This window comes from Faecalibacterium hominis (ex Afrizal et al. 2022), assembly GCF_049545105.1.
Lineage (GTDB): Bacteria > Bacillota > Clostridia > Oscillospirales > Ruminococcaceae > Faecalibacterium > Faecalibacterium duncaniae.
This window is the reverse complement of record NZ_CP186860.1, coordinates 1,867,199-1,891,333: the sequence shown is the minus strand read 5'-3', so window position 1 is coordinate 1,891,333 and position 24,135 is coordinate 1,867,199. Positions and strand designations below refer to the sequence as shown.

Here is a 24,135-nt window from a genome sequence, read left to right as displayed (position 1 = left end):
TTTTTGTTGACAGCGAATGCGGCGGGGGATATACTTATAAATAACGATTAAACCTCTCAGTCCGCCTGGCGGCGGCCAGCTCCCCTGGTAGGGGAGCCAAGAAAAGCTGGCTTGCCTCTCCTAGCAGGAGAGGTGGCAATGCGGAGCATTGACGGAGAGGTTCGTGTACGATAAGGAGAATCATTACCATGAAACAGATCATTCTGACCGGCGACCGTCCCACGGGCCGCCTGCATGTTGGCCACTACGTTGGCTCTTTGAAGGAGCGCGTGCGCCTGCAGAACACCGGCAAGTTCGACGAGATCTATATTATGATCGCTGACGCGCAGGCCCTGACGGACAACGCCGATAACCCGGAGAAGGTTCGCCAGAACATCCTGCAGGTGGCACTGGACTATCTGGCCTGCGGTCTGGACCCCAACAAGGTCCACATCTTCATCCAGTCCATGGTGCCTCAGCTGACCGAGCTGAGCTTCTATTATATGAATCTGGTCACGGTGAGCCGCCTGCAGCGCAACCCCACCGTGAAGAGCGAGATCCAGATGCGGAACTTCGAGACCAGCATCCCGGTGGGCTTCTTCACCTACCCCATCAGCCAAGCAGCGGACATCACGGCGTTCGGTGCCACTACTGTGCCGGCCGGTGAGGATCAGATGCCCATGCTGGAGCAGTGCCGCGAGATCGTGCACAAGTTCAACGCCGTCTACGGCGAGACCCTGACCATGCCTGAGATCATGCTGCCCCAGAATGCCGCCTGCCTGCGCCTGCCCGGCATCGATGGCAAGGCCAAGATGAGCAAGAGCCTGGGCAACTGCATCTACCTGTCGGATGAACCCGAGGACATCAAGAAGAAGATCATGTCCATGTACACCGACCCCAACCACCTGCGGGTGCAGGATCCCGGCAAGGTGGAGGGCAACCCCGTGTTCATCTATCTGGACGCTTTCAGCCGCCCCGAGCACTTCGCCGAGTTCCTGCCGGAGTACCAGAACCTCGATGAGCTCAAGGCCCACTATCAGCGTGGCGGTCTGGGCGACGTGAAGATCAAGAAGTTCCTCAACGCCGTCATGCAGGCCGAGCTGGAGCCCATCCGCAACCGCCGCAAGGAGTGGGAGCAGCGCCTGCCCGAGGTCGTGGAGATCCTGAAGGAAGGCAGCGCCGTGGCCGAAAAGACCGCTGCCGCCACCCTGGCCAATGTCCGCAAAGCCATGCGCATTGACTACTTCGCGGATAATAACCTGCTGAAGTAACAAATGGTAGAAACAAAACCGCCTGTGCCCATGCGATTATGCTGGGTGCAGGCGGTTTTTGCGTGGCTGCAACCGCTGGTTGACAAATTTCAAGCCGCAATTGGTGGTTGTCAACTGGAAAATCTGCTATGATAACAGCATAGAGGACGTCCGCCGGAATCCATTGATACGCCGCCCTGCGGCAGAAAAGAGAACACTATGATCTTAGCAGAAAAAATTGCCCTTCTCCGCCGCCAGAATGGATGGAGCCAGGAGGAACTGGCCAATCAGCTGAATGTCTCGCGCCAGGCGGTCTCGAAGTGGGAGGGCGGAGTTTCCCATAGTTAAAGATACCACACCAAATATAACGAATCCACGCTTATATGATACTGCATGAAAAAAGGTACTTGATAAAAGCAATGAAGCGCAATATCAAGTACCTTTTTGATTTGTTTTTTACATGGTTATTAAGAGAATTACTCTTATTCCGAAGTCCTCAATCGTTCCACCACAGTTCCTTTGTTAAAGAAGTGGAGAACGATCAGCGGAATGACCGCAGCCAGCAACAGATAAAGCACGCCGATGACCAAAGCTGGAACCAATGTAATGTGCAGAGTAAAGAACCACATAGATGGCGAGTTCAAGACATTTTTCAGCACCGTCACAGCAAGCAGCAGCGCAACCACTCCACCAATGATGTCTGCACCAGCGGCATAGTAAACGCCTTCATAAACCATCAGCCTTTGAAGCTGGCGATTTGTCATACCGATACTCTGCATAGTCGCAAACTCATGGCGACGGGTAATAATATTGGTGATGATCATATTTGTAAAGTTAATCAATCCTGCCAATGCCATGATACAGCCAATCAGACTACCTACAACCCAAACCATACTTGCAACAGAATTTAATTGTTCTTTCAGTAATTTTGTTGAGGTATAGGTAACTGAGGGGTTCTTTTCAACATAACTGCTCAGAAAGTCCTCCATTTGCGGATGCAGAGAAGCATCCATATTAAATCCATAGTTCAACAGGGTCGGGGTCGTGTAAATCTGTTTGAATACGGTGTCTGGTAAATACACAAAAGGCGCATCGCCGCCAATATGCATCGTAGCCGTAGTTGTTGTCGGCGTTTCGTCCTCAGTCCCAACGGTGCAGGCTTTTGCCAGAATTGTGCAGGTTTTGACTAACTCACCATCCCTGTAAAAAGAAATGCTATCACCGATCTGCAACTGCTCTGACAGGGATGTTGTTTTCGGGCCACCACTCAGTCGGTCTAATCGGTTTCCGATAATGACATATTCTCCGGTTAGCATTTTCTGTTTCAGTACATTAGGATCTGTTTCACCATCATAAATCATCATGTCAGACCAAAAATGTTCGGAAGCGCCATAGACATTTCCAAAGAAAAGATTTTCTGCATCCGGGGCAGTATTCAGCGCATAATTCCCGAAAGACTTGCTAATCCCATTTTCATATTCAAAAGTATTTGTGCAAGTAAGTCCCTCAAAGCCGTAATCCACAAGCACGTTACCGTCATCTACGGTGTTACGATAAAGATACCGTTCTTCTTCCAGACCGTTCTGCTCACGGATCATATCTACTACTTGCTGTGGAAGTGCATCTTCGTGATGTCTAAAGCCCTCCTGAACATTGACTGCAATCGAATTGTAGACGGTAAAATCTGTTTTTGTTGTGCGGGTAATCCACTTTTCTTCATCCATACTCTGTGTCACGATGATAATAGAGTTGAACAGAACGATACACAAAAGCATAGAAACAACAATGAATACACAACGGCGTCTGTTACGTCCTAAGTTAGAAAATGCCATGTGAGAGAGCTTTGCTCCACTGATTCGTGTAACCGTTTTCTTTTTATAATCATCCTGCTCCGTATAACGAATTGCCTCCATGGGAGATACTTTTGATGCCTTTTTGGCCGGTTTGCGGGTACTGATAAACACTGTCAAAATCGTAAACAATGCGGCTATAACAAATAGCATAGGAGATGCCGATGCCTGCAAACTTGCCGTAGAATACTCATAACTGAAAATTCGCATTACTACCGGAAGCAACGCCCTGCCTGCAAAGAACCCGGCAATTAAACCGATCGGCAGACCGATTAGGGTCAGCCATACCGCCTGCCGATTGACGATGCTTTTAATTTGCCGTGTAGAAGTACCAATCATCCTCAATAAGCCATATTGCCGAACATCCTGCATAACGGAAATATCAAAAATATTATAAATCAGCAGATAGCCACACAATACAAACATCAAAACAAATACTACGGCAAATAAGATGGACTCCGAAGAAATCATGGCTTTTCCCATCTGGTTTTCAACAGAGAGGATAAAGTTATCGGCAGACATATCCTCTGGATTGCCGCCGATGGAGTAGACAAAGCTATCCATCTGCTCCTGAATGTTCGTCTTGTCTTTCAGCACAACTTCAGAAAAAGTAACCCCTGAGATTTCTCCATCCACTGCGTGGGTATTTTTCACCACATCCGGATTATCTTTTACAAACTGCTCTGAGAGAATCGCCACGCTGACCGTATCGTTGCTTGCTTCCCACCAACCGGAAAGCACCATATCATAATGATAGGTTTTTCCCCGCAGTTCAAATTCCAGAGGAACTTCTGCTCCGATCTCCGGTTCCACACCAAGGGCCTTCAAAGCCAGTTCGGTAGTAGCAATTTCATTCGCCTTTTCCGGCGCTGAACCATGCGTTGGCACGCAGAATGTAAGTTCCTGCTGTATGCTGTCAGCATAGTTTAATTCAACAGAATGACCCACGGCGTTGCTTGCATATCCAATCGTCCGCCGATGACCTGCCTGCTCCACAAAATCACTGTTTTTCAGTTGCTCAAATTGCTCCTCTGTCATATAGCCGAAGGTTCCATCTCCCTTGCTGCCTTTCTGCATCTGCATAGAGAGCTGCATGGAGGATACCATGTTAAATGCCAGTGAAGTGATGGATGTAAACAAAAATGCTGTCAGAACGATCGCAAGAATCGCCGCCAGATTACGAACCTTATTCTTCTTGAAATATTGTTTAGACAGCCGCTTGATGGTTTTTGTATTATTATTGCCAAATAGAATGTCATTCATAGTCCCGCCCCCTTTACTGCACGATCTTGCCATCCTCAATCCGAATGATACGGTCGGCAAGCTGGGCAATCTCATTATTATGAGTAATCATCACGAGGGTTTGGTGGAATTTCTGACTTGTGGTTTTCAAAAGCCCCAGCACATCAGCGCTGGTCTTGCTGTCCAGGTTGCCGGTGGGTTCATCAGCCAAAACAATAGCGGGTTTTGACACCAAGGCGCGGGCAATGGCTACGCGCTGCTGCTGACCGCCGGAGAGGTTATTGGGCATATTGTTCAGCTTATCCTCCAGCCCCAGCATCTGAACAACTTCTTTCATAAACTTCTTGTCTACCTTGTTTCCGTCCAGCTCCACAGGCAGCACGATGTTTTCATAGACATTTAGCACCGGAACCAGATTGTAGTTCTGGAAGATGAAGCCGATCTTTCTCCTACGGAAGATAGTAAGCTGCTCATCTTTTAATGTGGAGAGTTCACGCCCATCCACAATAACCTTGCCGGAGGTAGGCACATCCAGCCCGCCAATCATATTCAGTAGTGTAGATTTACCGCTGCCGGAGGTTCCTACGATAGCAACAAATTCGCCCTTTTCAATGGAGAGGGTCACACCATCCAAGGCTCTGGTAATGTTCGGCTTTGCACCATAATATTTTTTCAGTTCAGTCGTTTGCAAAATGCTCATAAAGAACACCATCCTTTCTTTTTGATAAATCCATTATAACGACCAAACCTCACAGAAATGTCACAGCCAGCATAATAAATTGCCCTGAAATGTCACAATCCTGTGACATTTCAAAAAAACAGGTTATTCATGGGGAAGAAAAACGGAGAATGTTGAACCTGTTCCTACTTGAGAAGTTACTTGTATATAACCGTTCTGTAAGCTAATAATTTCCCTTGCAAGATACAACCCAATGCCGATTCCCTCTATATCGTGGACATCTTCTTCCCGATAAAAGCGCCTAAAAATTGCTCCTTGCTGGTTTTCGGGAATACCTTTGCCGGTATCGGTAATGCTGACTTTCAGGTGCATTTCCCAGCTTTCAACGCAAACACGAATAGAACCGTACTCCGGCGTGTACTTAACTGCATTATCCAATATGTTAAATAAGGCTTCTGCTGTCCATTTGCGGTCATGGGAAACAACCAATGTTTCCGGGCAGTTTACTTCAACTTGTATGTGCTTTCTTTCAGCGTTCAGAAAAATACCGCCCAGCGCCATAGCAAGAGTATCATAGATAGGCTGCTGTTTCTTTTCAAGTGAGATAACGCCAGTTTCAAGTCGGGAAGTTTTTATCATAGCCTGCATTAAGAAATCCAGTTTATCAAGCTGTGTGCCACTGGCAAGTAGAAATTCCCGCTGTTTATCCGGTGGCACTTCTTGTTCTAATAAGGTGGCATTTATCATTTTTAAGTTTGCTATCGGTGTCTTTACCTGATGAGAAATATCGGAAATTAACTCCTGTAAGTCAGCTCGTTCACTGGCAACGCTGTTTTTGCTTTCCTGCATAACCTCATAAAGACGCACCAGCCGATGATTGATTTTATAAAATAGGTTTTCTTCTTCGGCAACCTGTGATACATCTATTTTTCCATTCATCATTTCGTCTAAGGTGCAGCAAAGCATTTCAGAAAACAAAGTCAGCTTTCGCCGTATCAGTATCACAAAAGCAGTAACACAAAGTAGAAAAAGCAGACCAAAAGCCATGCTACAAAATACCACAGACATTTCTTTGGTCAGGATATATAGAACCGAAAACATGACCACTGATAAAAGTAAAATGGTAGTTGCCAGTATTATGCAGACTTTATTTAAGGAGAGTTTTTTTGAAATCATTTTTGCGCTCCTCCAATCCACATATAGCCCATACCGTAAACGGTTTTGATGTAGGAATGCTGGTTCGTTTCAATTTTACTGCGGATGCGGCTGATCGTTGTGGTTAGTGCGTGTTCATCCACATAATTTTCATCTACATCCCACAGCTTTTCAAGCAATACCTGACGTGTCAGGACAGTTTGAGAATTTCTTGTCAGCACTTTTAATAAACGATATTCCAACGATGTAAGGGTAATCGGCTGTCCTGCGAGACAGGCTGATAATTCGGAAAAATTGATATACAAATTCCCGTCATCGTAGAAATCGCCGCCGGATTGTGCTGAAATGCGGTTCAGTAAAGCAGATACTTTCTTTTGGAACACGCTGATAGGAAAGGGCTTTGTTACATAATCATCTGCGCCCAATTCAAATCCTTTCAGCATATCGCTTTCCATATCATTTGCGGTTAGAAAAATCACGGCGGTATCAGGACGGCGTTCTTTTACCTCATGGCATATATCAAACCCGTTCCCATCTGGCAGATTGACATCCAAAACGATTAAATCATAATCCTGTTTTTCAAGAAATCTTATGGCAACAGCCTTTGACATAGCCCCATCCACGGAATATCCGACAGCCGACAGATTATAGCTTAATGTCTTATTCAAAAGCTGGTCATCTTCAACAACCAGTATTCGCATAGTATCACATCCTTTTTCTTTTTATAGTATCAGCAAAATGTCACAGAAACCTCACAACGAGAAAAAAATTTAATATTCTGTCAGTTCCACAATTACATTACTCTGCTGATACAGCCAGTCCGTAAATTCTTTCGGGCTGGCTGTTCCTGTTTTTACAGCCTTTTTTCTCTGTAAGGCTTCTTTCTTAAAGTCGGAAAAGGCAGCCTGTATTTTTTCCAGACGGTCAGCCGGAAAGCCTGCGGTATTTTTTGCCCGGCTTATTTTGTTGCGCCAGTTCTGGCATTCATTTTTATAAAGCAGGTCATAGTTATTTTCTCTTGCCCTCTCGTCAAATTCCCGTTTGTTCTGAAGCGCCTGTGCTTTGCGGCACTTGTCGCTGCACAGCTCATACCGCTGGCTCTTTGCCAGAAAATATTTCCCGCAGACCTTGCACTGCCGGAAGCAAAGCCCCCAGTCATTCAGCCGGTTCAAATAATAGGTAATCAACGGGTAGAGGGACGCATAGGCAGACACACATTCTTCTGTGCGCCGGTTGTCCGGGAACCAGAGGTCAAGCCGGGTATCTTCTGACGGTGCGCCTTTGAAATAAAGGCTGCCAGCTTGAAAATGTTTCGGTTTTCCTGTCTCCCTGTCAAAGCTCATGGCTTCGTTATGGAATACCCCGGTCAGGCTGCTCATTTTATCCATGAAGCGGTCACAGGCAGCGTTACGGTCACGGGGTTCTCTGGCAAGCAGATAGCTGTTCCAGATACGGAACGCTACATACATTTTCAGAGGATCGTTGCTAAGATATTTTCCCCAGAGAAATTCGCTTGCCGCCTGCTCCAGCTCCGGCTGTTTCCATCTGTTGGAGTGGAGGGCTTGCCGCAGCGGAGAAAGCCCATATAAGTTCCAATCTCTGTCCGTGTCATGCTCAAAGTTTATCAAAAAAGTTCCCAGTGGGCGTGTCATATCACAAAGCACCTCTGCGTTTTGGCTCCCGTTCAGCCGGAAGCGGATCTGCTGTTCTTCCCCAATCAAAATCCGCTCTTTCATTTTCTTCCTGTCCAGCGTCAGGACAAACAAAATCCTCTCAAAACATGGCTCATGCCGTATAAACTGATTCTCCATCCCTATCCCCTGCCTTTGTTTATGGTAATTATATAATTCGGTTATATCTGTTACACTCATGGTATCGCAGAAGCATTGTTTTGTCAAGGATAGTCCGCTATGATGATTGCAGTTGGTAATTTCGTGCCACACAGTACCTTGACAAGTGAATGACCGTCCAAAAGGGATATGACCGGCAGGAGAAGTGACGCATCCGGCGCACCAATGCAGGGAAACACCGCAGGAATGGGGCAGGAAAACGGCTTTTGGGGAGAACGGCAGCAGGAAGCATTTTAACCTATTTGATTTATGGGAGGAACAGAATGAACGATAAAAAGAGATTGAACAGCTACGAGGATTTACCGCTGGTTCTGGATGTGGCGGACATTCAGCGGATTATGGGAATTTCAAGAGCGAGCGCCTATGAGCTGGTACACACACCCGGCTTTCCGGCGTTCCGCAGGGGCAGGCTTATCAAGGTCAGCAAAATTGCTTTCTTTGAATGGATGGCAAAAGGCTCCGAAACCGTACCGGGAAGCGACAAATAAGCGTGAGGTATCATTCCCTGACTGCAATACTGCCGTACTTTCCAAAGGGGCATACAGAGGGAAAAAACCTTAAAAATAATACCGAGACGCTACACCAAAACAGCCTATCTGCGTACATCAGATAGAAACGGAGAAAGGAGCCGGTTATGGCAAGAATGAGTAACAAGCGACGGCTGGAATGGTCTTTCTTCTTAAATGACCGCAGCCGTATCACTTACAACGAATTGTGCCGGAAATGCCAGCACGAATGTAAACAGAGCTTCCGGGCGGTTGTGGTTGACTGCCCGAAGTATCTTTCCAAGCGTTCCAAGAAAAAGGACAAGACTGCCGGAAACGGCAAAATCCCTTAGGAACTAAGGGCGCACTTCTATACATAGTCTAAAGACCATGTATCGTGCGTCCTGCGGAGCTTACCTCTGCCGCTGATAAAATCAGCAATCCGAGGTCTGCGTTCGCTTCGCTCCGACAAGGTGGCTACACCCCCTTGCGCCGCTAAAGCGGCTATCCCCTGTGTACCCGCCAAAAAGAGAAATCCGCTTTGCGTTTTTCCCTTTTCATCGGGTTTTATAGAAGCACTGACACACGGACTGTCTGCGGATGGTCTTTCTTTATCTTATAAGCAAAGGATGTGAGAACACGGAAAAATCTTTGGAACAGTTGAAGCAGGAATATGAAAAAAACACTGTCCTGCTGGAACGGGAAAAACGGAAAATGCAGCGTTTGAAAAACCGGCAGGCGTATCTGGAAAGCGGTTCCCGGAAACAGAGGACGCACCGGCTGATTACCCGTGGGGCAGCCGTTGAGAGCATTGCACTACAGACAAAGGAGCTATCCGAAGCGGAATTTTATTCCCTCATGGAAAACATTTTGAATCTGCCGCAGGCGGAGCATTTCATCCGGTCTGCCGCAGAGAACCACGCCCGTATTTCCGGGCAGGAGAAAGGCGGTGACTAAGGATAGCACTTTATCATTTTTCAATCGCACAGATAAAGCGCAGCGCCGGTCAGAGCGCCATTGCCAGCGCAGCCTACCGAGCCGGGGAGCGTCTTTACAGCAGCTACTATGGAGAAGTCAGCGATTACACCAAAAAGGGAGGCGTGATCGCTTCGGAAATCATGCTGCCGCCCCATGCGCCGGAAATATATCTTGACCGGGCGACCCTCTGGAATGCTGTGGAGAGCTGCGAGAAACATCCAAAAGCACAGCTTGCCTATTCCTTTGACATTGCCATGCAGAATGAATTGACGCTGGAAGAAAACATGGAGCTGGCGAGGAAGTTCGTACAGGAGCAGTTTGTGGCAAAAGGCATGATTGCCGACCTTGCTTTTCACAGCCCGGAGAAAGAGGACGGCGGCATCCCTAACCCGCATTTCCATGTGATGACAACCATGCGCCCTTTGAACCCGGATGGCACATGGGGACAAAAACAGCGGCGGGAATATCTTCTTGATGAAGATGGAAACCGAATCCGGGATAAAAATGGCGATTATATGTTTAACGCTGTCCATACAACAGACTGGCATGAGCCGGAAACGCTGGAACACTGGCGGGAGCAGTGGGCGGCTGCCGTTAATACAAAATTTGAGGAAAAAGGGCTGGATGTGCGTATCGACCACCGTTCCTATGTGCGGCAGGGGCTTGACCTGATACCTACTGTCCACGAGGGAGCTAATGTCCGGCAGATGGAAGCAAAGGGCATCCGCACCGAGAAAGGGGAACTGAACCGCTGGATTAAAGCCACCAACCGGCTCATGCAGGATGTGAGGAAGAAGATCAAAGCCCTGTTTGTCTGGATGGCAGAGGTAAAAGAAGAACTTTCCAAACCGCAGACACCGAGCCTTGCCGACCTACTGATCGCTTATTACAACCAGCGCAACGCAGGGGCATGGAGCAATAAAGCCAGAACCGGAAACTTAAAGCAGTTTGCCGAAGCCGTCAATTATCTGACGGAAAACAAGCTGCTCACATTAGAGGATTTGCAGGAGCGTCTTTCCTCTGTCAGTGAAGAATTTGAAGCATTAAGCGGCTCCATGAAAAAGAAATCTGCCCGGATAAAGGAATTGCAGGAATTGATACGGGAGGGCGAGAATTACCAGCGGCTAAAACCTGTCCATACGGAATTGAACAATATCAAGTTTAAGAAACAGAGGGAGAAATTTGAAACATCCCACGATGCGGAGTTACGGCTGTTTTATGCCGCCCGCCGTATTCTGAAAGAAAAACTGGACGGAAAACCTATTGCCCTGAAAGCATGGAAACAGGAATATGCACAGTTAAAAACAGAGTATGCCGAACTGTCTCCGCAGCACAAGCCACTCCGGGAGGAAGTCATACGGCTGCGGCAGGTGCAGAACGCCGTAGATACCGCACTGCGCCGGAGGGAGCAGCCACAGGAAGTACAGAGAAAGAAACATGAGATGGAGCTATGATATAACCGGCAGCTTTACCGCTATCGGTATTTTTATGGAGGGAGCATTTGAATGTATTTGAAGCGGTGAAACAGTCTGTTACCACCCGGCAGGCTGCTTCATTCTATGGAATCCGGGTGGGGAGAAACGGCATGGTCTGCTGTCCATTCCACAATGACCGCACGCCCAGCATGAAAGTGGACAGCCGCTTTTATTGCTTCGGCTGCGGGGCTTCCGGGGATGTGATCGACTTTGCCGCTTTGCTGCATGGATTGGGGAAGCGGGAAGCTGCGGTCAGGCTTGCGGAGGACTTCGGCGTTTCCTATGAGAAATCCGGCAATGCGCCACCAGATAGGAAGCGTCACAACAGGTCACAGCCCCGACAAAAATCAGCGGAGCAGAGATTTCAGGAAACGGAACGGTATTGTTTCCGGGTGCTATGCGATTATCTGCGCCTGCTGGAGCATTGGAAAACAGCATACGCCCCACAGCCGCAGGATGCCATCTGGCATCCTCTTTTTGTGGAAGCGTTGCAGAGGATAAGCTACACAGAATACCTTTTGGATATTTTGTTATACGGAGAAATAGAAGAAAAAGCGGCATTGATCGCCGCACAGGGAAAGGAGGTGCTGCGGCTTGAACAGCGAATTTCAGAGCTTGCCGCCGGAAACGCAGGAAGCGGTCAAAAGGACGATGGATACAATAGAGCCAGCGCAGACACCGGCAGAAATCCGGGAGACGTTAGAGGGGACGCAGAAAGGCGGCGTGAAGAACAGCATCCGAAACTGCCTGACGGTGTTCCAGCGCGACCCGCTGTTTCGTGGGGCGCTGCGCCTGAACCTTTTGACGGAGCAGATTGACATTGTGAAGCCGTTGGGCTGGGAGCGCACCAGTACCACTCTGACCGACATGGACATGAACTACCTGCTTTTGTATCTGGAAGAAAACTACGGGCTTACCAGCGAGAAAAAGGTGCAGAGCGCCATCAAGATTGTTGCCAATGAAAACCGCTACCATCCGGTCAGGGATTACCTGAACAGCCTGCAATGGGACGGAACCGAGCGCATCCGCTATGCTCTGCATCACTTTCTGGGAGCAGATACGGACGAGTACACCTTTGAAGCCCTGAAGCTGTTTATGATGGGAGCCATCCGGCGGGTATTTCAGCCGGGGAGCAAGTTTGAAGTCATGCTCTGTCTGGTAGGCGGTCAGGGAGCCGGAAAATCCACCTTTTTCCGGCTTCTGGCAGTCAGGGACGAATGGTTTTCAGACGACCTAAAGAAGCTGGACGATGAAAACGTGTACCGAAAGCTGCAAGGGCATTGGATTATGGAAATGTCGGAGATGATCGCCACCGCCAACGCCAGAAGCATTGAGGAAATCAAGTCGTTTTTAAGCCGCCAGAAAGAAACCTACAAAGTACCGTATGAAACCCATCCGGCAGACCGGCTTCGTCAATGCGTGTTTGGCGGAACCACCAACCGGCAGGACTTTCTTCCCCGTGACCGCACCGGCAACCGGCGCTTTATCCCCGTGACCGTGTACCCGGAACGGGCGGAGGTTCACATACTGGACGATGAAGCGGCGGCGAGGGCGTATATCAGCCAGATGTGGGCGGAAGCCATGACGATCTACCGCAGCGGGAAATATAAGCTGTCATTCAGCGCAGAAATGAACGCATACTTAAAAGCCCACCAGCAGGATTTTATGCAGGAGGACACGCAGGCCGGTATGATCTACGCCTATTTGGAGGACTACACCGGCGACAGGGTATGTTCCAAACAGCTTTACGAGGAAGCGTTGGGGAACAGCAATCCCCCGGCAGAGTGGGAAACACGGGCAATCTGCGAGATTATGAATACCGGCATTGCAAACGGCAGCATACAGGGCTGGACAGCCTACAAAAGCCCTAAGAGATATAAGAAATACGGTTCACAAAAAGGCTGGGAGCGTGTCAACCAGCCCCCAGCAGACAAGGACGGTTTTCGGGAGATCACGGAGGAAGAAGCCCGGCAGATGGAGCTTCCATTCTGAAAAAGCCGCCGGTTGACAGTTTGGTTGACGTTTCGGTTGACAGCCGGTTGACAGGAAAAAACCTGATATTTCAGGCACTTCTCCCCTTTGTCAACCATGTCAACCAAGAAATCAAAGAAAAAGTAAAATAGAATAATAGAGCGCCTGCGGATTGTTTTCAAAGTCTTTTGTGCCGGTTGACACGGTTTGGTTGACATTGGAACAGCCTGCGCCACACCAGCCTGACATTGCCTTGTCGGGCATATTTCATTTATGGAGGTAAATGCCTATGGTAAAAGCCAAGAGCGAAAATAACACCAACAACAGCGGCACGATGCTTACCGCTGCGGACGGCACCCAGTATTTTGTCATGGGGAAAATCCGTATCAAAGTATCGGAGCATTTTGCAGAGAACGGGAAGCCGCTGAACAGCCTGCTGGAAGATGTAATCCAGCACGCCGCCGCTGCTTCCTGAAAAAAGATAGATTTGTGACTGTCAATCAGCCCACGCTTATGATATACTTGTACCAGCGAGTATTGTATAAGCGTGGGTTGTTTCTTTTTAAGGAGGATTTTTGATGAAACAACCATACAATACAACGATTTATAACACCGCACTTTATTTGAGATTGAGCCGTGACGATGAGCTGCAAGGCGAAAGCGGCAGCATCCAGACACAGCGCATGATGCTTCGGCAGTACGCCGCCGAGCATGGATTGACCGTAGTAGACGAGTATATCGACGATGGATGGAGCGGCACGAACTTCGACAGGCCGAGCTTCCAGCGGATGATCGACGACATTGAGGACGGGAAAATCAACTGCGTTGTGACAAAGGACTTATCCCGCTTAGGCAGAAACTACATTCTGACCGGCCAATACACAGAAATCTACTTCCCAAGCAAAGGCGTCCGCTACATTGCGATCAACGACAATGTGGACACCCTCAACGGAGAAAGCGAACTTGCCCCATTCCTGAATATTCTGAACGAGATGCACGCCCGCCAGACCAGCAAAAAGGTCAAGGCAGCTATGCGGACACGGTTTGCAAACGGCGCACACTACGGAGCCTACGCCCCGCTGGGTTATATCAAAGACCCGGATAAGACAGGGCATCTTCTGGTTGACACGGAAACAAGGTGGATTATCGAAAAGATCTTTGACCTTGCCGTTCATGGCAGAGGAGCGGCCAGTATCACACGGATTTTGGTGGAAGAAAAAGTACCTACCCCCGGCTGGCTGAACTATGAAAGATATGGGACTTTCGCCAATATCTACGCCGGTGCGCCCGCAGAAAAAGCCTATGCGTGGACGATAGCACAGGTCAAGAGCATTTTGAAAGAGGAAACCTACATCGGCCACAGTGTTCACAACAAGCAGAGCAACATTTCATTCAAGAACAAGAAAAAGGTGCGGAAGCCGCAGGAAGAATGGTATCGTGTGGAAAATACCCACGAAGCCATCATTTCCGAAGAAGTGTTCCAAAAAGTTCAGGAGCTGATTGCAAGCAGACGCAGACGACAGAAGAATGGCACAACGCAGATATTTTCCGGGCTGGTAAAATGTGCGGACTGCGGATGGTCATTGGCTTATGGTGTAAACAGCCAGAACAAAAATCCCTATGCACACTACCATTGCAGTAAGTACGGACAGGGATTACGCCAGTGTTCCATGCACTATATTCGCTATGATGTACTGTATGCCTATGTGCTTGCAAGACTGCAATACTGGTCTATGCTGGCACAGAAAGACGAGGACAAGCTGCTGAAACGGCTGCTCAATGCCAGCGATAAGGAACGCAGTTCTGCGAGGAAGAAACAGGCATCCGAACTGAAAAAAGCCGAGAAGCGCAAAGCAGAGGTTGACGGGCTGTTTGCCAAGATGTACGAGGACTGGTCTGCCGGACGCATTACAGAGTACAACTTCAATATGCTGTCCGAGAAGTATCAGGGCGAACAAAAGGAGCTGGACGAGAAAATCCAGCAGCTTCACGAAGCAATGGAAGCCGCTGCGCAGACCGCCGTTGACGCTGAAAAGTGGGTAGGACTGATGAAGCAGTATGTCAACCCTACGGAGCTGACCGCCGAACTTCTGAACACTCTAATTGAAAAAATAACCGTCCACGAAGCTGTCAAGGGCGAGGACGGAAGCCGTGAGCAGGAAGTAGAAATCTACTACCGCTTCATCGGCAAAATCGACTGACCTTTCTTTTTTACCCAACAATATCTTTAATTAAGGGAAACGGGAATGTCCATCCCCGACTTGGATAAAATACTGAAGCTGAGTGCTCTGTTTGAAGTGAGCACCGACTACTTATTAAAAGATGAGCTGGAACAGCCCGATGCCACGGCCCCGCTGCCGAAGGAAGAGCGGGTGACGGAACCCTGCCGCACCGTCTCATTTGACGAGGCAAACGCATATCTCAGCACGGTGCAGGCCGTGCATGGGAAGATGGCGGCGGGTGTGAGCTTGTGCATCCTCAGCCCCATCACGCTGCTTGTTCTGGGCGCATGGAGCGATGGTACACCCAGCGAAGAGCGGATGACAGGGCTCGGTGTCATCTTCCTGCTGCTCTTCGTCGCGCTGGGGCTGCTGCTCATCCTGCCCGCCGCCATCCGGCTGGAAGCGTTTGAATATCTGGAAAAAGAGCAGATCGCCCTTGCCTATGGTGTGGAGGGCATCGTGGAGCGGCAGAAACAGGAGTATGCGCCCACCTACCGCCGCAGCATGACCCAGGGCGTGGTGCTCTGTGTGCTGGCCGTGGTGCCGATCCTGGGTACGGCCATGCTGGGAGTACCAGACTTCTGGGTCGCTGCCGCAGTCGGCCTGCTGCTGGCCATTGTGGCCGGTGCAGTACAGTTGTTCATCCGGGCCGGGATGACCCAGGGCAGCTTTGATAAGCTGCTGCAAACGGGGGAATACACCGTCCGCGAAAAGTGGACGAACCGCCGCGTCGGTTGGTTTGCCGGGGCCTACTGGTGTCTTGTAACGGCGGTGTACCTCGCTGTCAGCTTCTGGAACAACAACTGGGAAAAGAGCTGGATCATCTGGGCCGTGGCCGGGCTTGTCTTCGCCGCCCTCTACTCCGCCGTCCGTGCGTGGGCAGACCGAAAAAATCAGTAAACGAACAGCGCCGCTCTCCCGGTCATGGGAAAGCGGCGCTGTTTGTTTCGCATTATTTGTTGAATAAATCGCTGTGGCTGCCGGTGCGGGCCAAAGTCAAAACGAGCACATTGTCTTCGATGCGGTAGATGAGCAGCCAGTCTGGCTGGATGTGGCATTCGCGATGGCCGATCCAATCGCCGGTCAAAGCGTGGTCTCTGTTTTTCTCTGGGAGCGGTTCCCCATGTGATAAGGTGCGGATGATATTATCCAGAAGATCAATGTCGAGATGCCGTTTTTGAGCAAGTTTGTAGTCCTTCTTGAATTGGTTCGTCCAGACGATATCGCGGTTCATCGCTTCAACTCCCGAAGAGCCTCTTCTACATCAGAATAGTGCTTTACATTCGGGTCTTTTGCAATGCGTTCCGCTTCCAACATGGCGGCCATGGTTTCCTTGTTGGGCTGATCCATCTTGATCTCAAAGGGAATGCCGCCGTCACGCAGAGACTGACGGACAAAGACGTTGAATGCGGTGGAAAGATTCATGCCCAGCTCTGCAAACAGGGCTTCTGCCTGTGCTTTCAGGTCGGAATCCATCCGGATGCTGATATTCGTGGTTGCCATAAAAATCAACTCCTTTCAATTGAATTATAATGCATTGCACGAAAAAATCAATGCATTGCACGAAAAATTAACACAAAAATTCGGAAAGGCAAAAATCAACTGTTCGATTCTTGCAAAAACAGGAGAATATGATATACTTAGGCCAGAATCATAAAAGGAGGGCTGCGAAATGAAACAAAAAGGCATCTGGCTGAGAAAAGGTCTGGCACTGTACCACCTGGCCCCGTCCGAACTGGCGCTGGCGCTGCTGGTGCGGGAAAAGCCACTGACAGCGCAGCAGCTCTCTGCGGCGTTGACAGAAAAGGGAACCCGGCTGGATCGTAAACAGTTGGGAAAAATTCTGGCAAAGCTGGAACGTGCAGGCGCAGTTGAAACGGCGGCAGGAAAATGCATCTGCCAGAATGAAACGATTCTCCACTATCCGACGACGTACAGTGAAAGTCAGCTGCTGGATATTATCGGCATGACCCAGAACACCGTAAATGGTCAGGCGGTGTTCAGCGGGGTGCCGCCTATGAGCATCAGCTCCCGTGGCAGCAGCGGGGTTTGAAACAGGATATTATAAAACCAGCGCCGCGCTCCCGGTTTGGGAACGCGGCGCTTGCTGTTTATTTCAGGCGAAATCAGTTGTTATATGCGCGGGTCTTGATCTCCTCGGTGACCTTTGCGATGAATTCATCCACTTCCATCGTGGTGGTCTCGCCCTTGCGGTCACGGACAGAGAGGTTGCCGGCCTCGGCTTCCTTTGCACCCAGAACCAGCATGTAGGGCACACGGTCCACCTGCTGTGCGGCACGGATCTTGTAGCCGATCTTCTGGTTGTCATCGTCCAGAGCCACGCGGACACCGGCCTCCACCAGCTTCTCGGTGATGCTCTCCGCATACTCGAGGGTCTTTTCGGAAACGGGCAGGACCTTGACCTGAACAGGTGCCAGCCAGGTGGGGAACTTGCCCTTGGTCTCCTCGATCAGGTAGGCCATGAAGCGGTCCAGGGAGCCCAGGATCGCACGGTGCAGAACAACGGGGGTCTTTTCGGAACCGTCCTTGTCCACATAGGTCAGGTGGAACTTCGCGGGCAGGCAGAAGTCCAGCTGGCAGGTGGACAGAGTATACTCAGCACCCACGGCGGGCTTGACGTTCACGTCCAGCTTGGGGCCGTAGAAGGCGGCCTCGCCGATCTCCTCGGTGAAGTGGATGCCCAGCTCGGTCAGCACCTCGCGCAGAGCGTTTTCGGCGTGGTTCCACATGGCATCGTCGTCGTGGTACTTCTTCTTGTCGGCAGGGTCGCGCAGGGACAGAACGCAGCGGTAATCGGTGATCTTGAAATCCTTGTAGGTCTCGAAGATCAGGTTGCAGACATCGGCGACCTCGCTCTTGATCTGCTCCGGAGTGCAGAACAGGTGGGCATCGTTCTGGCAGAAGTGGCGGCCGCGCTCAATGCCCTTCAGGGTGCCGGAGGACTCGTAGCGGAAATCGTGTGCGATCTCACCGATGCGCATGGGCAGGTCACGGTAAGAGTGGGGACGATTTGCGTAGATCATCATGTGGTGGGGGCAGTTCATCGGGCGCAGGACATAGCTTTCACCCTCCATCTCCATGGCAGGGAACATGTTCTCGCGGTAGTGATCCCAGTGGCCGGAGGTCTTGTACAGGTTCACGGTGCCGATGCAGGGGGTCATCACGTGCAGGTAGCCGCGTGCACGCTCCTTCTCCTTGATATAGTTCTCCAGCTCCTGCCAGACGGTGTAGCCTGCGGGCAGGAACATGGGCAGGCCGCGGCCCACCAGGTCGTCGGTCATAAATAGGCCCATCTCCTTGCCGATCTTGCGGTGATCGCGCTCACGGGCCTCCTGCTGCTCCTTCTCCCAGGCTTCCAACTCTTCCTGGTTGTGGAATGCCACACCGTTGATACGGGTCAGCATCTTGTTTTCCTTGTCGTTCTTCCAGTATGCGCCGGACTGCTGGGTGATCTTGAAGGCCTTCAGCGCCTTGGTGTAGGTCAGGTGGGGTCCGATGCACATGTCAACGTACTCGCCCTGCTGGAAGAAGCTGAACTCGGTCTCGTCGGCCAGATCAGCCATGTGCTCGATCTTGTAGTGCTCCTGGCGCTCCTCCATCAGCTTCACAGCCTCGTCACGGGGCAGGATGAAGGGCTTGATGGCCAGATTTTCCTTGCAGATCTTGCGCATCTCTTTTTCGATGTTGGCCAGATCGTCATCGGTGAGCTTGGTGTCGCCCAGATCGACATCGTAGTAGAAGCCGTTCTCGGTGGCAGGGCCAAAGGCGAAGTCAGCCTCGGGGTACAGGCGCTTGATGGCCTGCGCCATGATGTGAGCAGCGGTGTGGCGGATAACATGCAGTTCCTGGTCCAGCGGGCACTCGTCCACATGGCCGTCTTTGTAGATGATCTTCATAGTGGTTCTCCTTTTGATGAAAGTTAAAACAAAAAGCGCTCCATCCCGCTCAAATTTACGGGATGAAGCGCCTGAAGATTTCACGCGTTCCACGGTTCCACCCGAATTGCGTGCCCTTGAAAACACGCCACTCGCTGTGCTGTAACGGGCGCACCCGGCAGAGGTTCTCCTCTGCGCTCTGCGGTGGTAGAAGCCCGATGCACGGCAGGCTGCTTGCAGCACCCGGCATCCGGGGCAGCCCTCTCTGCGTCATGGGGAACGAGCTTCGGTTTGTCCGCATCATCGCTTTGGTCAGGATGAAACTACGCTGATTGTAGCACGATGGCGGCAAAAAATCAAGCTCTCCGCGGCGAAAATCTGCGAAAAATCATTCTTCTTTTTTCTTCAGCTTGATCCGCCACTTGTGGGAGGCGTACTCCGGCCGCAGCTTGTTGGTGACAAAGGTCTGGCTGCTGTAGAGGCCGTGGTGGCCCGAGAGCATGTAGCACACGCCGCAGCCCAGCGCAATAAGCTCCAGCCCCTGCCCGCCAAACAGCTCGAATCCCAGCAGGATGGAGGGGATCAGGGCGTTTGTGGCTCCGCAGAACACGCAGACCAGACCGATGGCACCGGCAAACCCGGCGGGCAGGCCCAGCAGGGGGCCAGCCACACAGCCAAAGGTGGCACCGATGAAGAAGCTGGGCACCACCTCGCCGCCTTTGAAGCCTACTGCCAGGGTCAGGGCGGTCAGGAAGATCTTGCACAGAAAATCCCAGGGCAGCGCGGCGCCCTGCTCCACGGCATCGGCAATGACGGCCATTCCGGCCCCGTTGTACCGCCCGACACCGAACAGATACGAGAACGCTACCACGGCTGCACCGCCCGCAAAAGCCCGGAGCCAGGGATTCGGGATCCGTTTGGGGATCCCGTGTTCCAGGGTGTGAAGCGTCCAGCAGAACAGCCGGGTCACGGCGGCACAGGCAATGCCCAGCAGGGCGGTCTGAAGCGCGGTTTCCAGCGTCAGGTGCGGGATGGAATTGAGCACAAAATTGGTCGGGGCGATCCCGAAGAACAGGGATACGCCGTAAGCAATGAGGGCCGAAGTGAACGCGGGCATAAAGGCCGAAGTGAACGTCAGCCCCACGTCCTCCACCATCATGGCGAAGAGGGCAGCGGTCAGCGGGGTGCCGAACAGGGCGGAGAAGAACGCTGCCATGCCGCTGATGGTGGCGGTGCGGCGGACGTAATCGCTCAGATGGAGCAGTTTGCCCACGTTCCAGCCGATGCTGCCGCCCATCTGCAAAGCGGCACCCTCGCGGCCGGCAGAACCGCCGCACAGGTGGGTGAGCACCGTGCCCAGAAAGATGGCGGGCACCAGCAGCAGGCTGACCGGCTCGCCGCTCTGCACGGCGCGGATGACATTGTTGGTGCCCACGCCTTCGCACTTTGTGACCTTGTAGAGTGCCACGATGGCAAGGCCCGCCAGCGGCAGGCAGAGCAGCAGCCAGCTCTGCGTGGCCCGCAGCTCGGTGACGTACTCCACGCTCAGGTGGAACGCTGTGCCGACTGCGCCGCAGACCAGACCCGTGGGCACGGCCAGCAGCAGCCATTGCAGGACCACCCACAGGGCGGCTTTGGCCTCGCGGTTAAAATCATTCAAGTTGCTCATAGAAACTCCTGATACAAAAAAACTGAAAATTTTACACTCCAAAATAACACGCCCGCACGGGGATGTCAACCCGGAACCATTGCAGGGGGGCTCACATCGTGGTGACAACGACAAACCCCTGCTTCCTTGTGCGGAGGAAGCAGGGGTTCTGCCAAATGGATTTCAGAAAAAGGAAAAGGAGAACAAGGAGAACAAATATCGTCACGCTTTCAAAGCGGGACAGCGGGTGAAATTGTGCGGAGCGTTACTCCACATCCTGCAGGGCGGCGAAGTCCTCTTCGCCGGTGCGGATCTTGACCACGCGGGTCACGTTGTAGACAAAGATCTTGCCATCGCCGATGTGGCCGGTGTACAGGGCCTTCTTGGCGGCATCCACCACAGCGTCCACGCTGATCTTGGAAACAATGACCTCGACCTTGATCTTGGGCAGCAGGGTGCTGTCCACAGGCACGCCGCGGTATTTCTCGGTGGTGCCCTTCTGGATGCCGCAGCCCATCACCTGGGTCACGGTCATGCCGGTCACACCCAGATCGTTCAGCGCGGTCTTGAGCTGATCGAACTTGGAGAGCTTTGCAATGATGGACACCTTGTGCATCCCGGTGTCGTAGATGCCATCGTGGATGACGGCAGGCTCCTTAACCACAGGCACGGCAGCGTTCATCTGCACGGCGCTTGCCTTGGAGGCATCATCCTCGCCCAGATCGGTGTTCTCGTTGGGCACCATGGCAGCGGCGTTGGCATCGGAGATGGAGAAACCGGCGTAAGCGGAAGCCAGGCCGTGCTCGTGGATATCCAGGCCGTCGATCTCCACCTCAGCGGGGACGCGCAGGCCGATGGTTTTGTCGATGATCTTGAAGATGATGAACATCACGACCACAACGTACACATCAACGGTGATAAGGCCCAGCAGCTGGGTGCCCAGCTGTGCAAAGCCGCCGCCGTAGAACAGGCCCTTGCCCACGCCGTCGCCGCCGTTGGAGAACAGGCCCACGGCAATGGTGCCCCACACGCCGTTTGCAAAGTGAACGGAGACAGCACCCACGGGGTCATCGATCTTTGCAATCTTATCAAAGAATTCAACGCTCAGGACAACGAGGACACCGGCCACGAAGCCGATGATGAAGGCACCGAAGGGAGAGACCGCGTCGCAGCCTGCGGTGATGGCGACCAGACCGGCCAGAGAGCCGTTCAGGGTCATGGAGACATCGGGCTTGCCGTAGCGCAGCCAGGTGAAGATCATGGTCACGCAGGTGGCAACGGCAGCGGCCAGGTTGGTGTTGAAGCAGACAAGGCCCGTCAGGGTCATGGCCTCATCGGTGGCAAGGCTCAGGGAAGAGCCGCCGTTGAAGCCAAACCAGCAGAACCACAGGATGAACACGCCCAGCGCACCGGCGGTCAGGTTGTGGCCGGGAATGGCGTGGGGGTTGCCGTCCTTATCGTATTTGCCGATGCGGGGGCCGAGCATTGCGGCACCCAGCAGGGCGATCACGCCGCCCACATTGTGAACGGCTGCGGAACCGGCAAAATCATGGAAGCCCATGCTCTGCAGCCAACCGCCGCCCCACATCCAGTGGCCGCAGATGGGGTAGACCACCAGCGAAATGGCAGCGGAATAAACGCAGTAAGCCTTGAAGTTGGTGCGCTCGGCCATGGAGCCGGACACGATAGTGGCTGCCGTGGCACAGAACACGGTCTGGAACACGATGTACACCCACAGCGGGATATCAAGCCCCAGGTGGCTGTAATCGCCCTGAATGAACGGATCGAACCCGCCGATCAGCGCGCTTGTGCCGCCGAACATCAGGCCGAAGCCGATGACCCAGTAGCACGGTGTGCCGATGCAGAAGTCCATCATGTTTTTCATCAGGATGTTGCCGGTGTTTTTGGCGCGGGTAAAGCCCGCCTCACACAGCGCAAAACCGGCCTGCATAAAGTAGACCAGGAATGCCGCAACCAGCACCCAACAGGTGTTTATGGAACTGAACATTATAATACCTCCCCGGTTTGTAATGCGCTCCCCGCACCGAATGTGCGCGGGAGCCTTGTTCAGGAGGCCCTCTATTCCTCCCGAGCAATATCCAGCGAAAACACAAAAGGCGCTGGCGGAATCACTTCCGTCAGCGCCTTTGCTTTCGATGGCACGAGTATAGCCCCTTTGTGCAAAACTGTCAAGAGCCGGGGCACGATTTTTACGTTTTACACAACCCAGAACCGAGAAAAAAGAGGAAAGCTTTACAAGTCATTCTTTTTTCTTGGTCTCACCGGCGGGCGTTTCTTCCTTTTTGCGGCCGGAGCGGTGCCCGCCCTCCATCTCCCAGTGGAGCATCAGGCTCATCATGGCCCGCAGGGCAAAGGTGGCCGCCAGCGGCACCACCGATTCCAGATTCTGCAACAGGAAGGTCTTGGCGATCTCCGCCGACATCAGAAACTCCAGCGCCGTGGTCAGGCCGCTGGACATCTCGTGGAGGAAATCGTGCTGGCCATGGAAAAAGGTGACCCGCACATAGTGGTAGGTGGCCTTGACAAGGCTGGTGACGATGATGAACAGGCCGATGATCTCAGCCAGCCCGGAGATCATCGGCACCGCTGTCTCCAGAAACCCCTCCATGCCGTGGGTGACGATCTGATTGAAATGGTATAACCATGCCATATTAGACTTCCTCGTGTTTCGTATCATAAACCACCCTTTTCAGGGTGAGCAGGATGTGTTTGGATAGGATCCGGATATCCTGCTGCTTCTGCTTACAGCAGGGTCTTGATGTAGGCGGCCAGCTGCTCGTCCTTGCAGGAAGCGAAGAACAGCTCGCTGAACTTTTCGCCTGCAATGGCTCCCTTGAGCAGATCCTGGTCGATGCTCTGCAGGCACTCGATCAGGGGCTTGAAGGTGGCAGCGCGCACATCATCCAGAATGGCCTTGTTCCGCATCTCGGGCACAACGCGCTCCTTGGGGTAGCCCTGACCGTGGCCAAAGCCGAACAGCTTCTCGAAGCAGTACTCGAGGTTCAGCTCGCCGCCCCAGCCAAAGCCCTTGGCAAAGGGCATGGAAACGGCGTTGCCGTCGTTGACGTGGGCAAAGGTGTAAGCGTCCACGGGGTCCTCCACATGGCCGCAGATCACGCCGGGGAAGCTGTTCAGGGCCAGCATGGCACCCTCGCCGGTGCCGCAGCCGGTGATGACGTAGTCGGCCGCGCCGCTGTTCAGCAGGATGGCGGCCAGAATGCCGCACTGAACATAGGTCAGCTGGGCGGCATCCTCGGCGGTGTACATGCCGTAGTTGACCACCTCGTGGCCCATGGGTTCCACCACCTTTTTCAGGGCGGCTTCAATGATGCCGTTCTTGGTGGCCTGACTGTTTTCGTTGATGAGTGCAATTTTCATGGAACATTCCTCCTGTTTTTTCGGATACCTCTAAGATACATGAGCGGCGGTGCGCT

23 protein-coding genes and 1 pseudogene are annotated in these 24,135 nt (G+C 52.1%); 12 read left to right on the top strand and 12 right to left on the bottom strand.

Features of this window, described 5'->3' with window-relative positions:
• Positions 1 to 188 precede the first annotated feature (188 nt).
• On the top strand, positions 189 to 1,250 hold the full coding sequence (gene trpS, locus ACKXGA_RS09220) for a tryptophan--tRNA ligase (protein ID WP_005934814.1): 1,062 nt from the start codon (positions 189 to 191) through the stop codon (positions 1,248 to 1,250).
• Positions 1,251 to 1,448: 198 nt separating this feature from the next.
• Positions 1,449 to 1,568 (top strand): annotated as a pseudogene (locus ACKXGA_RS09215) (helix-turn-helix transcriptional regulator); the annotation flags it as partial.
• Between the two features lie 143 nt (positions 1,569 to 1,711).
• Here ACKXGA_RS09215 and ACKXGA_RS09210 read toward each other — a convergent pair.
• From ACKXGA_RS09210 to ACKXGA_RS09190, 5 genes are all read right to left on the bottom strand, one after another.
• On the bottom strand, positions 1,712 to 4,342 hold the full coding sequence (locus ACKXGA_RS09210) for an ABC transporter permease (RefSeq protein WP_044946984.1): 2,631 nt from the start codon (positions 4,340 to 4,342) through the stop codon (positions 1,712 to 1,714).
• Positions 4,343 to 4,355: 13 nt separating this feature from the next.
• Positions 4,356 to 5,021, bottom strand: a complete 666-nt coding sequence (locus ACKXGA_RS09205) for an ABC transporter ATP-binding protein (protein WP_009896684.1) — start codon at positions 5,019 to 5,021, stop codon at positions 4,356 to 4,358.
• A 123-nt stretch (positions 5,022 to 5,144) separates the two neighbouring features.
• A complete protein-coding gene (locus ACKXGA_RS09200) occupies positions 5,145 to 6,176 on the bottom strand; it encodes a sensor histidine kinase (RefSeq protein WP_004849789.1) in 1,032 nt (343 codons plus the stop codon).
• Entirely contained in the window at positions 6,173 to 6,856 is a 684-nt protein-coding gene (locus tag ACKXGA_RS09195) for a response regulator transcription factor (protein ID WP_004849790.1), read from the bottom strand. The genes ACKXGA_RS09200 and ACKXGA_RS09195 overlap by 4 nt, the downstream gene beginning before the upstream one ends.
• A 69-nt stretch (positions 6,857 to 6,925) precedes the next feature.
• On the bottom strand, positions 6,926 to 7,966 hold the full coding sequence (locus ACKXGA_RS09190; protein WP_044946981.1) for a DUF6076 domain-containing protein: 1,041 nt from the start codon (positions 7,964 to 7,966) through the stop codon (positions 6,926 to 6,928).
• Positions 7,967 to 8,268: 302 nt separating this feature from the next.
• Between ACKXGA_RS09190 and ACKXGA_RS09185 the strand changes: the two genes are divergently transcribed.
• From ACKXGA_RS09185 to ACKXGA_RS09145, 9 genes are all read left to right on the top strand, one after another.
• On the top strand, positions 8,269 to 8,493 hold the full coding sequence (locus ACKXGA_RS09185; RefSeq protein ID WP_005362423.1) for a helix-turn-helix domain-containing protein: 225 nt from the start codon (positions 8,269 to 8,271) through the stop codon (positions 8,491 to 8,493).
• A 146-nt stretch (positions 8,494 to 8,639) separates the two neighbouring features.
• The gene (locus ACKXGA_RS09180) at positions 8,640 to 8,843 is read left to right on the top strand and encodes a hypothetical protein (RefSeq protein ID WP_004614949.1); all 204 of its coding nucleotides are present in this window, start codon (positions 8,640 to 8,642) and stop codon (positions 8,841 to 8,843) included.
• A gap of 247 nt (positions 8,844 to 9,090) precedes the next feature.
• Positions 9,091 to 9,447 (top strand): DUF3847 domain-containing protein, encoded by a 357-nt coding sequence (locus ACKXGA_RS09175; RefSeq protein ID WP_004848574.1) that lies wholly within the window; start codon positions 9,091 to 9,093, stop codon positions 9,445 to 9,447.
• A 2-nt stretch (positions 9,448 to 9,449) separates the two neighbouring features.
• On the top strand, positions 9,450 to 10,922 hold the full coding sequence (gene mobQ, locus ACKXGA_RS09170) for a MobQ family relaxase (protein WP_079746603.1): 1,473 nt from the start codon (positions 9,450 to 9,452) through the stop codon (positions 10,920 to 10,922).
• 47 nt (positions 10,923 to 10,969) lie between these two features.
• Positions 10,970 to 11,761, top strand: coding sequence for a CHC2 zinc finger domain-containing protein (locus ACKXGA_RS09165; protein ID WP_044946967.1), 792 nt, complete (start codon positions 10,970 to 10,972; stop codon positions 11,759 to 11,761).
• On the top strand, positions 11,667 to 12,935 hold the full coding sequence (locus tag ACKXGA_RS09160; RefSeq protein ID WP_423729338.1) for a VapE domain-containing protein: 1,269 nt from the start codon (positions 11,667 to 11,669) through the stop codon (positions 12,933 to 12,935). The genes ACKXGA_RS09165 and ACKXGA_RS09160 overlap by 95 nt, the downstream gene beginning before the upstream one ends.
• A 268-nt stretch (positions 12,936 to 13,203) precedes the next feature.
• Positions 13,204 to 13,389, top strand: a complete 186-nt coding sequence (locus ACKXGA_RS09155) for a hypothetical protein (RefSeq protein ID WP_009322363.1) — start codon at positions 13,204 to 13,206, stop codon at positions 13,387 to 13,389.
• 103 nt (positions 13,390 to 13,492) lie between these two features.
• Positions 13,493 to 15,115 (top strand): recombinase family protein, encoded by a 1,623-nt coding sequence (locus ACKXGA_RS09150; protein ID WP_044946962.1) that lies wholly within the window; start codon positions 13,493 to 13,495, stop codon positions 15,113 to 15,115.
• Positions 15,116 to 15,160: 45 nt separating this feature from the next.
• Positions 15,161 to 16,036, top strand: a complete 876-nt coding sequence (locus ACKXGA_RS09145) for a hypothetical protein (protein WP_005934731.1) — start codon at positions 15,161 to 15,163, stop codon at positions 16,034 to 16,036.
• Positions 16,037 to 16,088: 52 nt separating this feature from the next.
• Here the strand turns inward: ACKXGA_RS09145 and ACKXGA_RS09140 are convergent, their stop codons facing one another.
• Entirely contained in the window at positions 16,089 to 16,370 is a 282-nt protein-coding gene (locus ACKXGA_RS09140; RefSeq protein ID WP_097773159.1) for a type II toxin-antitoxin system YafQ family toxin, read from the bottom strand.
• The gene (locus tag ACKXGA_RS09135) at positions 16,367 to 16,639 is read right to left on the bottom strand and encodes a type II toxin-antitoxin system RelB/DinJ family antitoxin (RefSeq protein ID WP_097773160.1); all 273 of its coding nucleotides are present in this window, start codon (positions 16,637 to 16,639) and stop codon (positions 16,367 to 16,369) included. Before ACKXGA_RS09135 ends, ACKXGA_RS09140 begins: the two co-directional genes overlap by 4 nt.
• Positions 16,640 to 16,808: 169 nt before the next feature.
• On the opposite strand from ACKXGA_RS09135, the gene ACKXGA_RS09130 reads away from it, so the two are divergent.
• Complete coding sequence (locus ACKXGA_RS09130; protein ID WP_238077818.1) at positions 16,809 to 17,189, top strand: hypothetical protein; 381 nt, start codon at positions 16,809 to 16,811, stop codon at positions 17,187 to 17,189.
• Between the two features lie 73 nt (positions 17,190 to 17,262).
• Here ACKXGA_RS09130 and thrS read toward each other — a convergent pair whose 3' ends face one another.
• The 5 genes from thrS to ACKXGA_RS09105 form a co-directional block, all read right to left on the bottom strand.
• Entirely contained in the window at positions 17,263 to 19,053 is a 1,791-nt protein-coding gene (gene thrS, locus ACKXGA_RS09125) for a threonine--tRNA ligase (RefSeq protein WP_423729337.1), read from the bottom strand.
• Positions 19,054 to 19,420: 367 nt separating this feature from the next.
• On the bottom strand, positions 19,421 to 20,701 hold the full coding sequence (locus ACKXGA_RS09120; protein ID WP_423729336.1) for a chloride channel protein: 1,281 nt from the start codon (positions 20,699 to 20,701) through the stop codon (positions 19,421 to 19,423).
• Positions 20,702 to 20,945: 244 nt separating this feature from the next.
• Positions 20,946 to 22,688 carry an ammonium transporter gene (locus tag ACKXGA_RS09115; RefSeq protein ID WP_423729335.1) on the bottom strand — a complete coding sequence of 581 codons (1,743 nt, stop codon included), beginning with the start codon at positions 22,686 to 22,688 and terminating at the stop codon, positions 20,946 to 20,948.
• A 252-nt stretch (positions 22,689 to 22,940) separates the two neighbouring features.
• Entirely contained in the window at positions 22,941 to 23,351 is a 411-nt protein-coding gene (locus tag ACKXGA_RS09110; protein ID WP_423729334.1) for a DUF1622 domain-containing protein, read from the bottom strand.
• Positions 23,352 to 23,443: 92 nt separating this feature from the next.
• Positions 23,444 to 24,079: an RpiB/LacA/LacB family sugar-phosphate isomerase gene (locus ACKXGA_RS09105; protein WP_423729333.1), complete on the bottom strand. Its 636-nt coding sequence runs from the start codon at positions 24,077 to 24,079 to the stop codon at positions 23,444 to 23,446.
• Positions 24,080 to 24,135: the final 56 nt, after the last annotated feature.

Excerpts from the sequence above, each read along its gene's own strand:
- trpS (WP_005934814.1), top strand. The coding sequence starts at position 189 with ATGAAACAGATCATTCTGACCGGCGACCGTCCCACGGGCCGCCTGCAT.
- ACKXGA_RS09210 (WP_044946984.1), bottom strand. The coding sequence starts at position 4,342 with ATGAATGACATTCTATTTGGCAATAATAATACAAAAACCATCAAGCGG.
- ACKXGA_RS09205 (WP_009896684.1), bottom strand. The coding sequence starts at position 5,021 with ATGAGCATTTTGCAAACGACTGAACTGAAAAAATATTATGGTGCAAAG.
- ACKXGA_RS09200 (WP_004849789.1), bottom strand. The coding sequence starts at position 6,176 with ATGATTTCAAAAAAACTCTCCTTAAATAAAGTCTGCATAATACTGGCA.
- ACKXGA_RS09195 (WP_004849790.1), bottom strand. The coding sequence starts at position 6,856 with ATGCGAATACTGGTTGTTGAAGATGACCAGCTTTTGAATAAGACATTA.
- ACKXGA_RS09190 (WP_044946981.1), bottom strand. The coding sequence starts at position 7,966 with ATGGAGAATCAGTTTATACGGCATGAGCCATGTTTTGAGAGGATTTTG.
- ACKXGA_RS09185 (WP_005362423.1), top strand. The coding sequence starts at position 8,269 with ATGAACGATAAAAAGAGATTGAACAGCTACGAGGATTTACCGCTGGTT.
- ACKXGA_RS09180 (WP_004614949.1), top strand. The coding sequence starts at position 8,640 with ATGGCAAGAATGAGTAACAAGCGACGGCTGGAATGGTCTTTCTTCTTA.
- ACKXGA_RS09175 (WP_004848574.1), top strand. The coding sequence starts at position 9,091 with ATGGTCTTTCTTTATCTTATAAGCAAAGGATGTGAGAACACGGAAAAA.
- ACKXGA_RS09155 (WP_009322363.1), top strand. The coding sequence starts at position 13,204 with ATGGTAAAAGCCAAGAGCGAAAATAACACCAACAACAGCGGCACGATG.
- ACKXGA_RS09150 (WP_044946962.1), top strand. The coding sequence starts at position 13,493 with ATGAAACAACCATACAATACAACGATTTATAACACCGCACTTTATTTG.
- ACKXGA_RS09145 (WP_005934731.1), top strand. The coding sequence starts at position 15,161 with ATGTCCATCCCCGACTTGGATAAAATACTGAAGCTGAGTGCTCTGTTT.
- ACKXGA_RS09140 (WP_097773159.1), bottom strand. The coding sequence starts at position 16,370 with ATGAACCGCGATATCGTCTGGACGAACCAATTCAAGAAGGACTACAAA.
- ACKXGA_RS09135 (WP_097773160.1), bottom strand. The coding sequence starts at position 16,639 with ATGGCAACCACGAATATCAGCATCCGGATGGATTCCGACCTGAAAGCA.
- ACKXGA_RS09130 (WP_238077818.1), top strand. The coding sequence starts at position 16,809 with ATGAAACAAAAAGGCATCTGGCTGAGAAAAGGTCTGGCACTGTACCAC.
- thrS (WP_423729337.1), bottom strand. The coding sequence starts at position 19,053 with ATGAAGATCATCTACAAAGACGGCCATGTGGACGAGTGCCCGCTGGAC.
- ACKXGA_RS09120 (WP_423729336.1), bottom strand. The coding sequence starts at position 20,701 with ATGAGCAACTTGAATGATTTTAACCGCGAGGCCAAAGCCGCCCTGTGG.
- ACKXGA_RS09115 (WP_423729335.1), bottom strand. The coding sequence starts at position 22,688 with ATGTTCAGTTCCATAAACACCTGTTGGGTGCTGGTTGCGGCATTCCTG.
- ACKXGA_RS09110 (WP_423729334.1), bottom strand. The coding sequence starts at position 23,351 with ATGGCATGGTTATACCATTTCAATCAGATCGTCACCCACGGCATGGAG.
- ACKXGA_RS09105 (WP_423729333.1), bottom strand. The coding sequence starts at position 24,079 with ATGAAAATTGCACTCATCAACGAAAACAGTCAGGCCACCAAGAACGGC.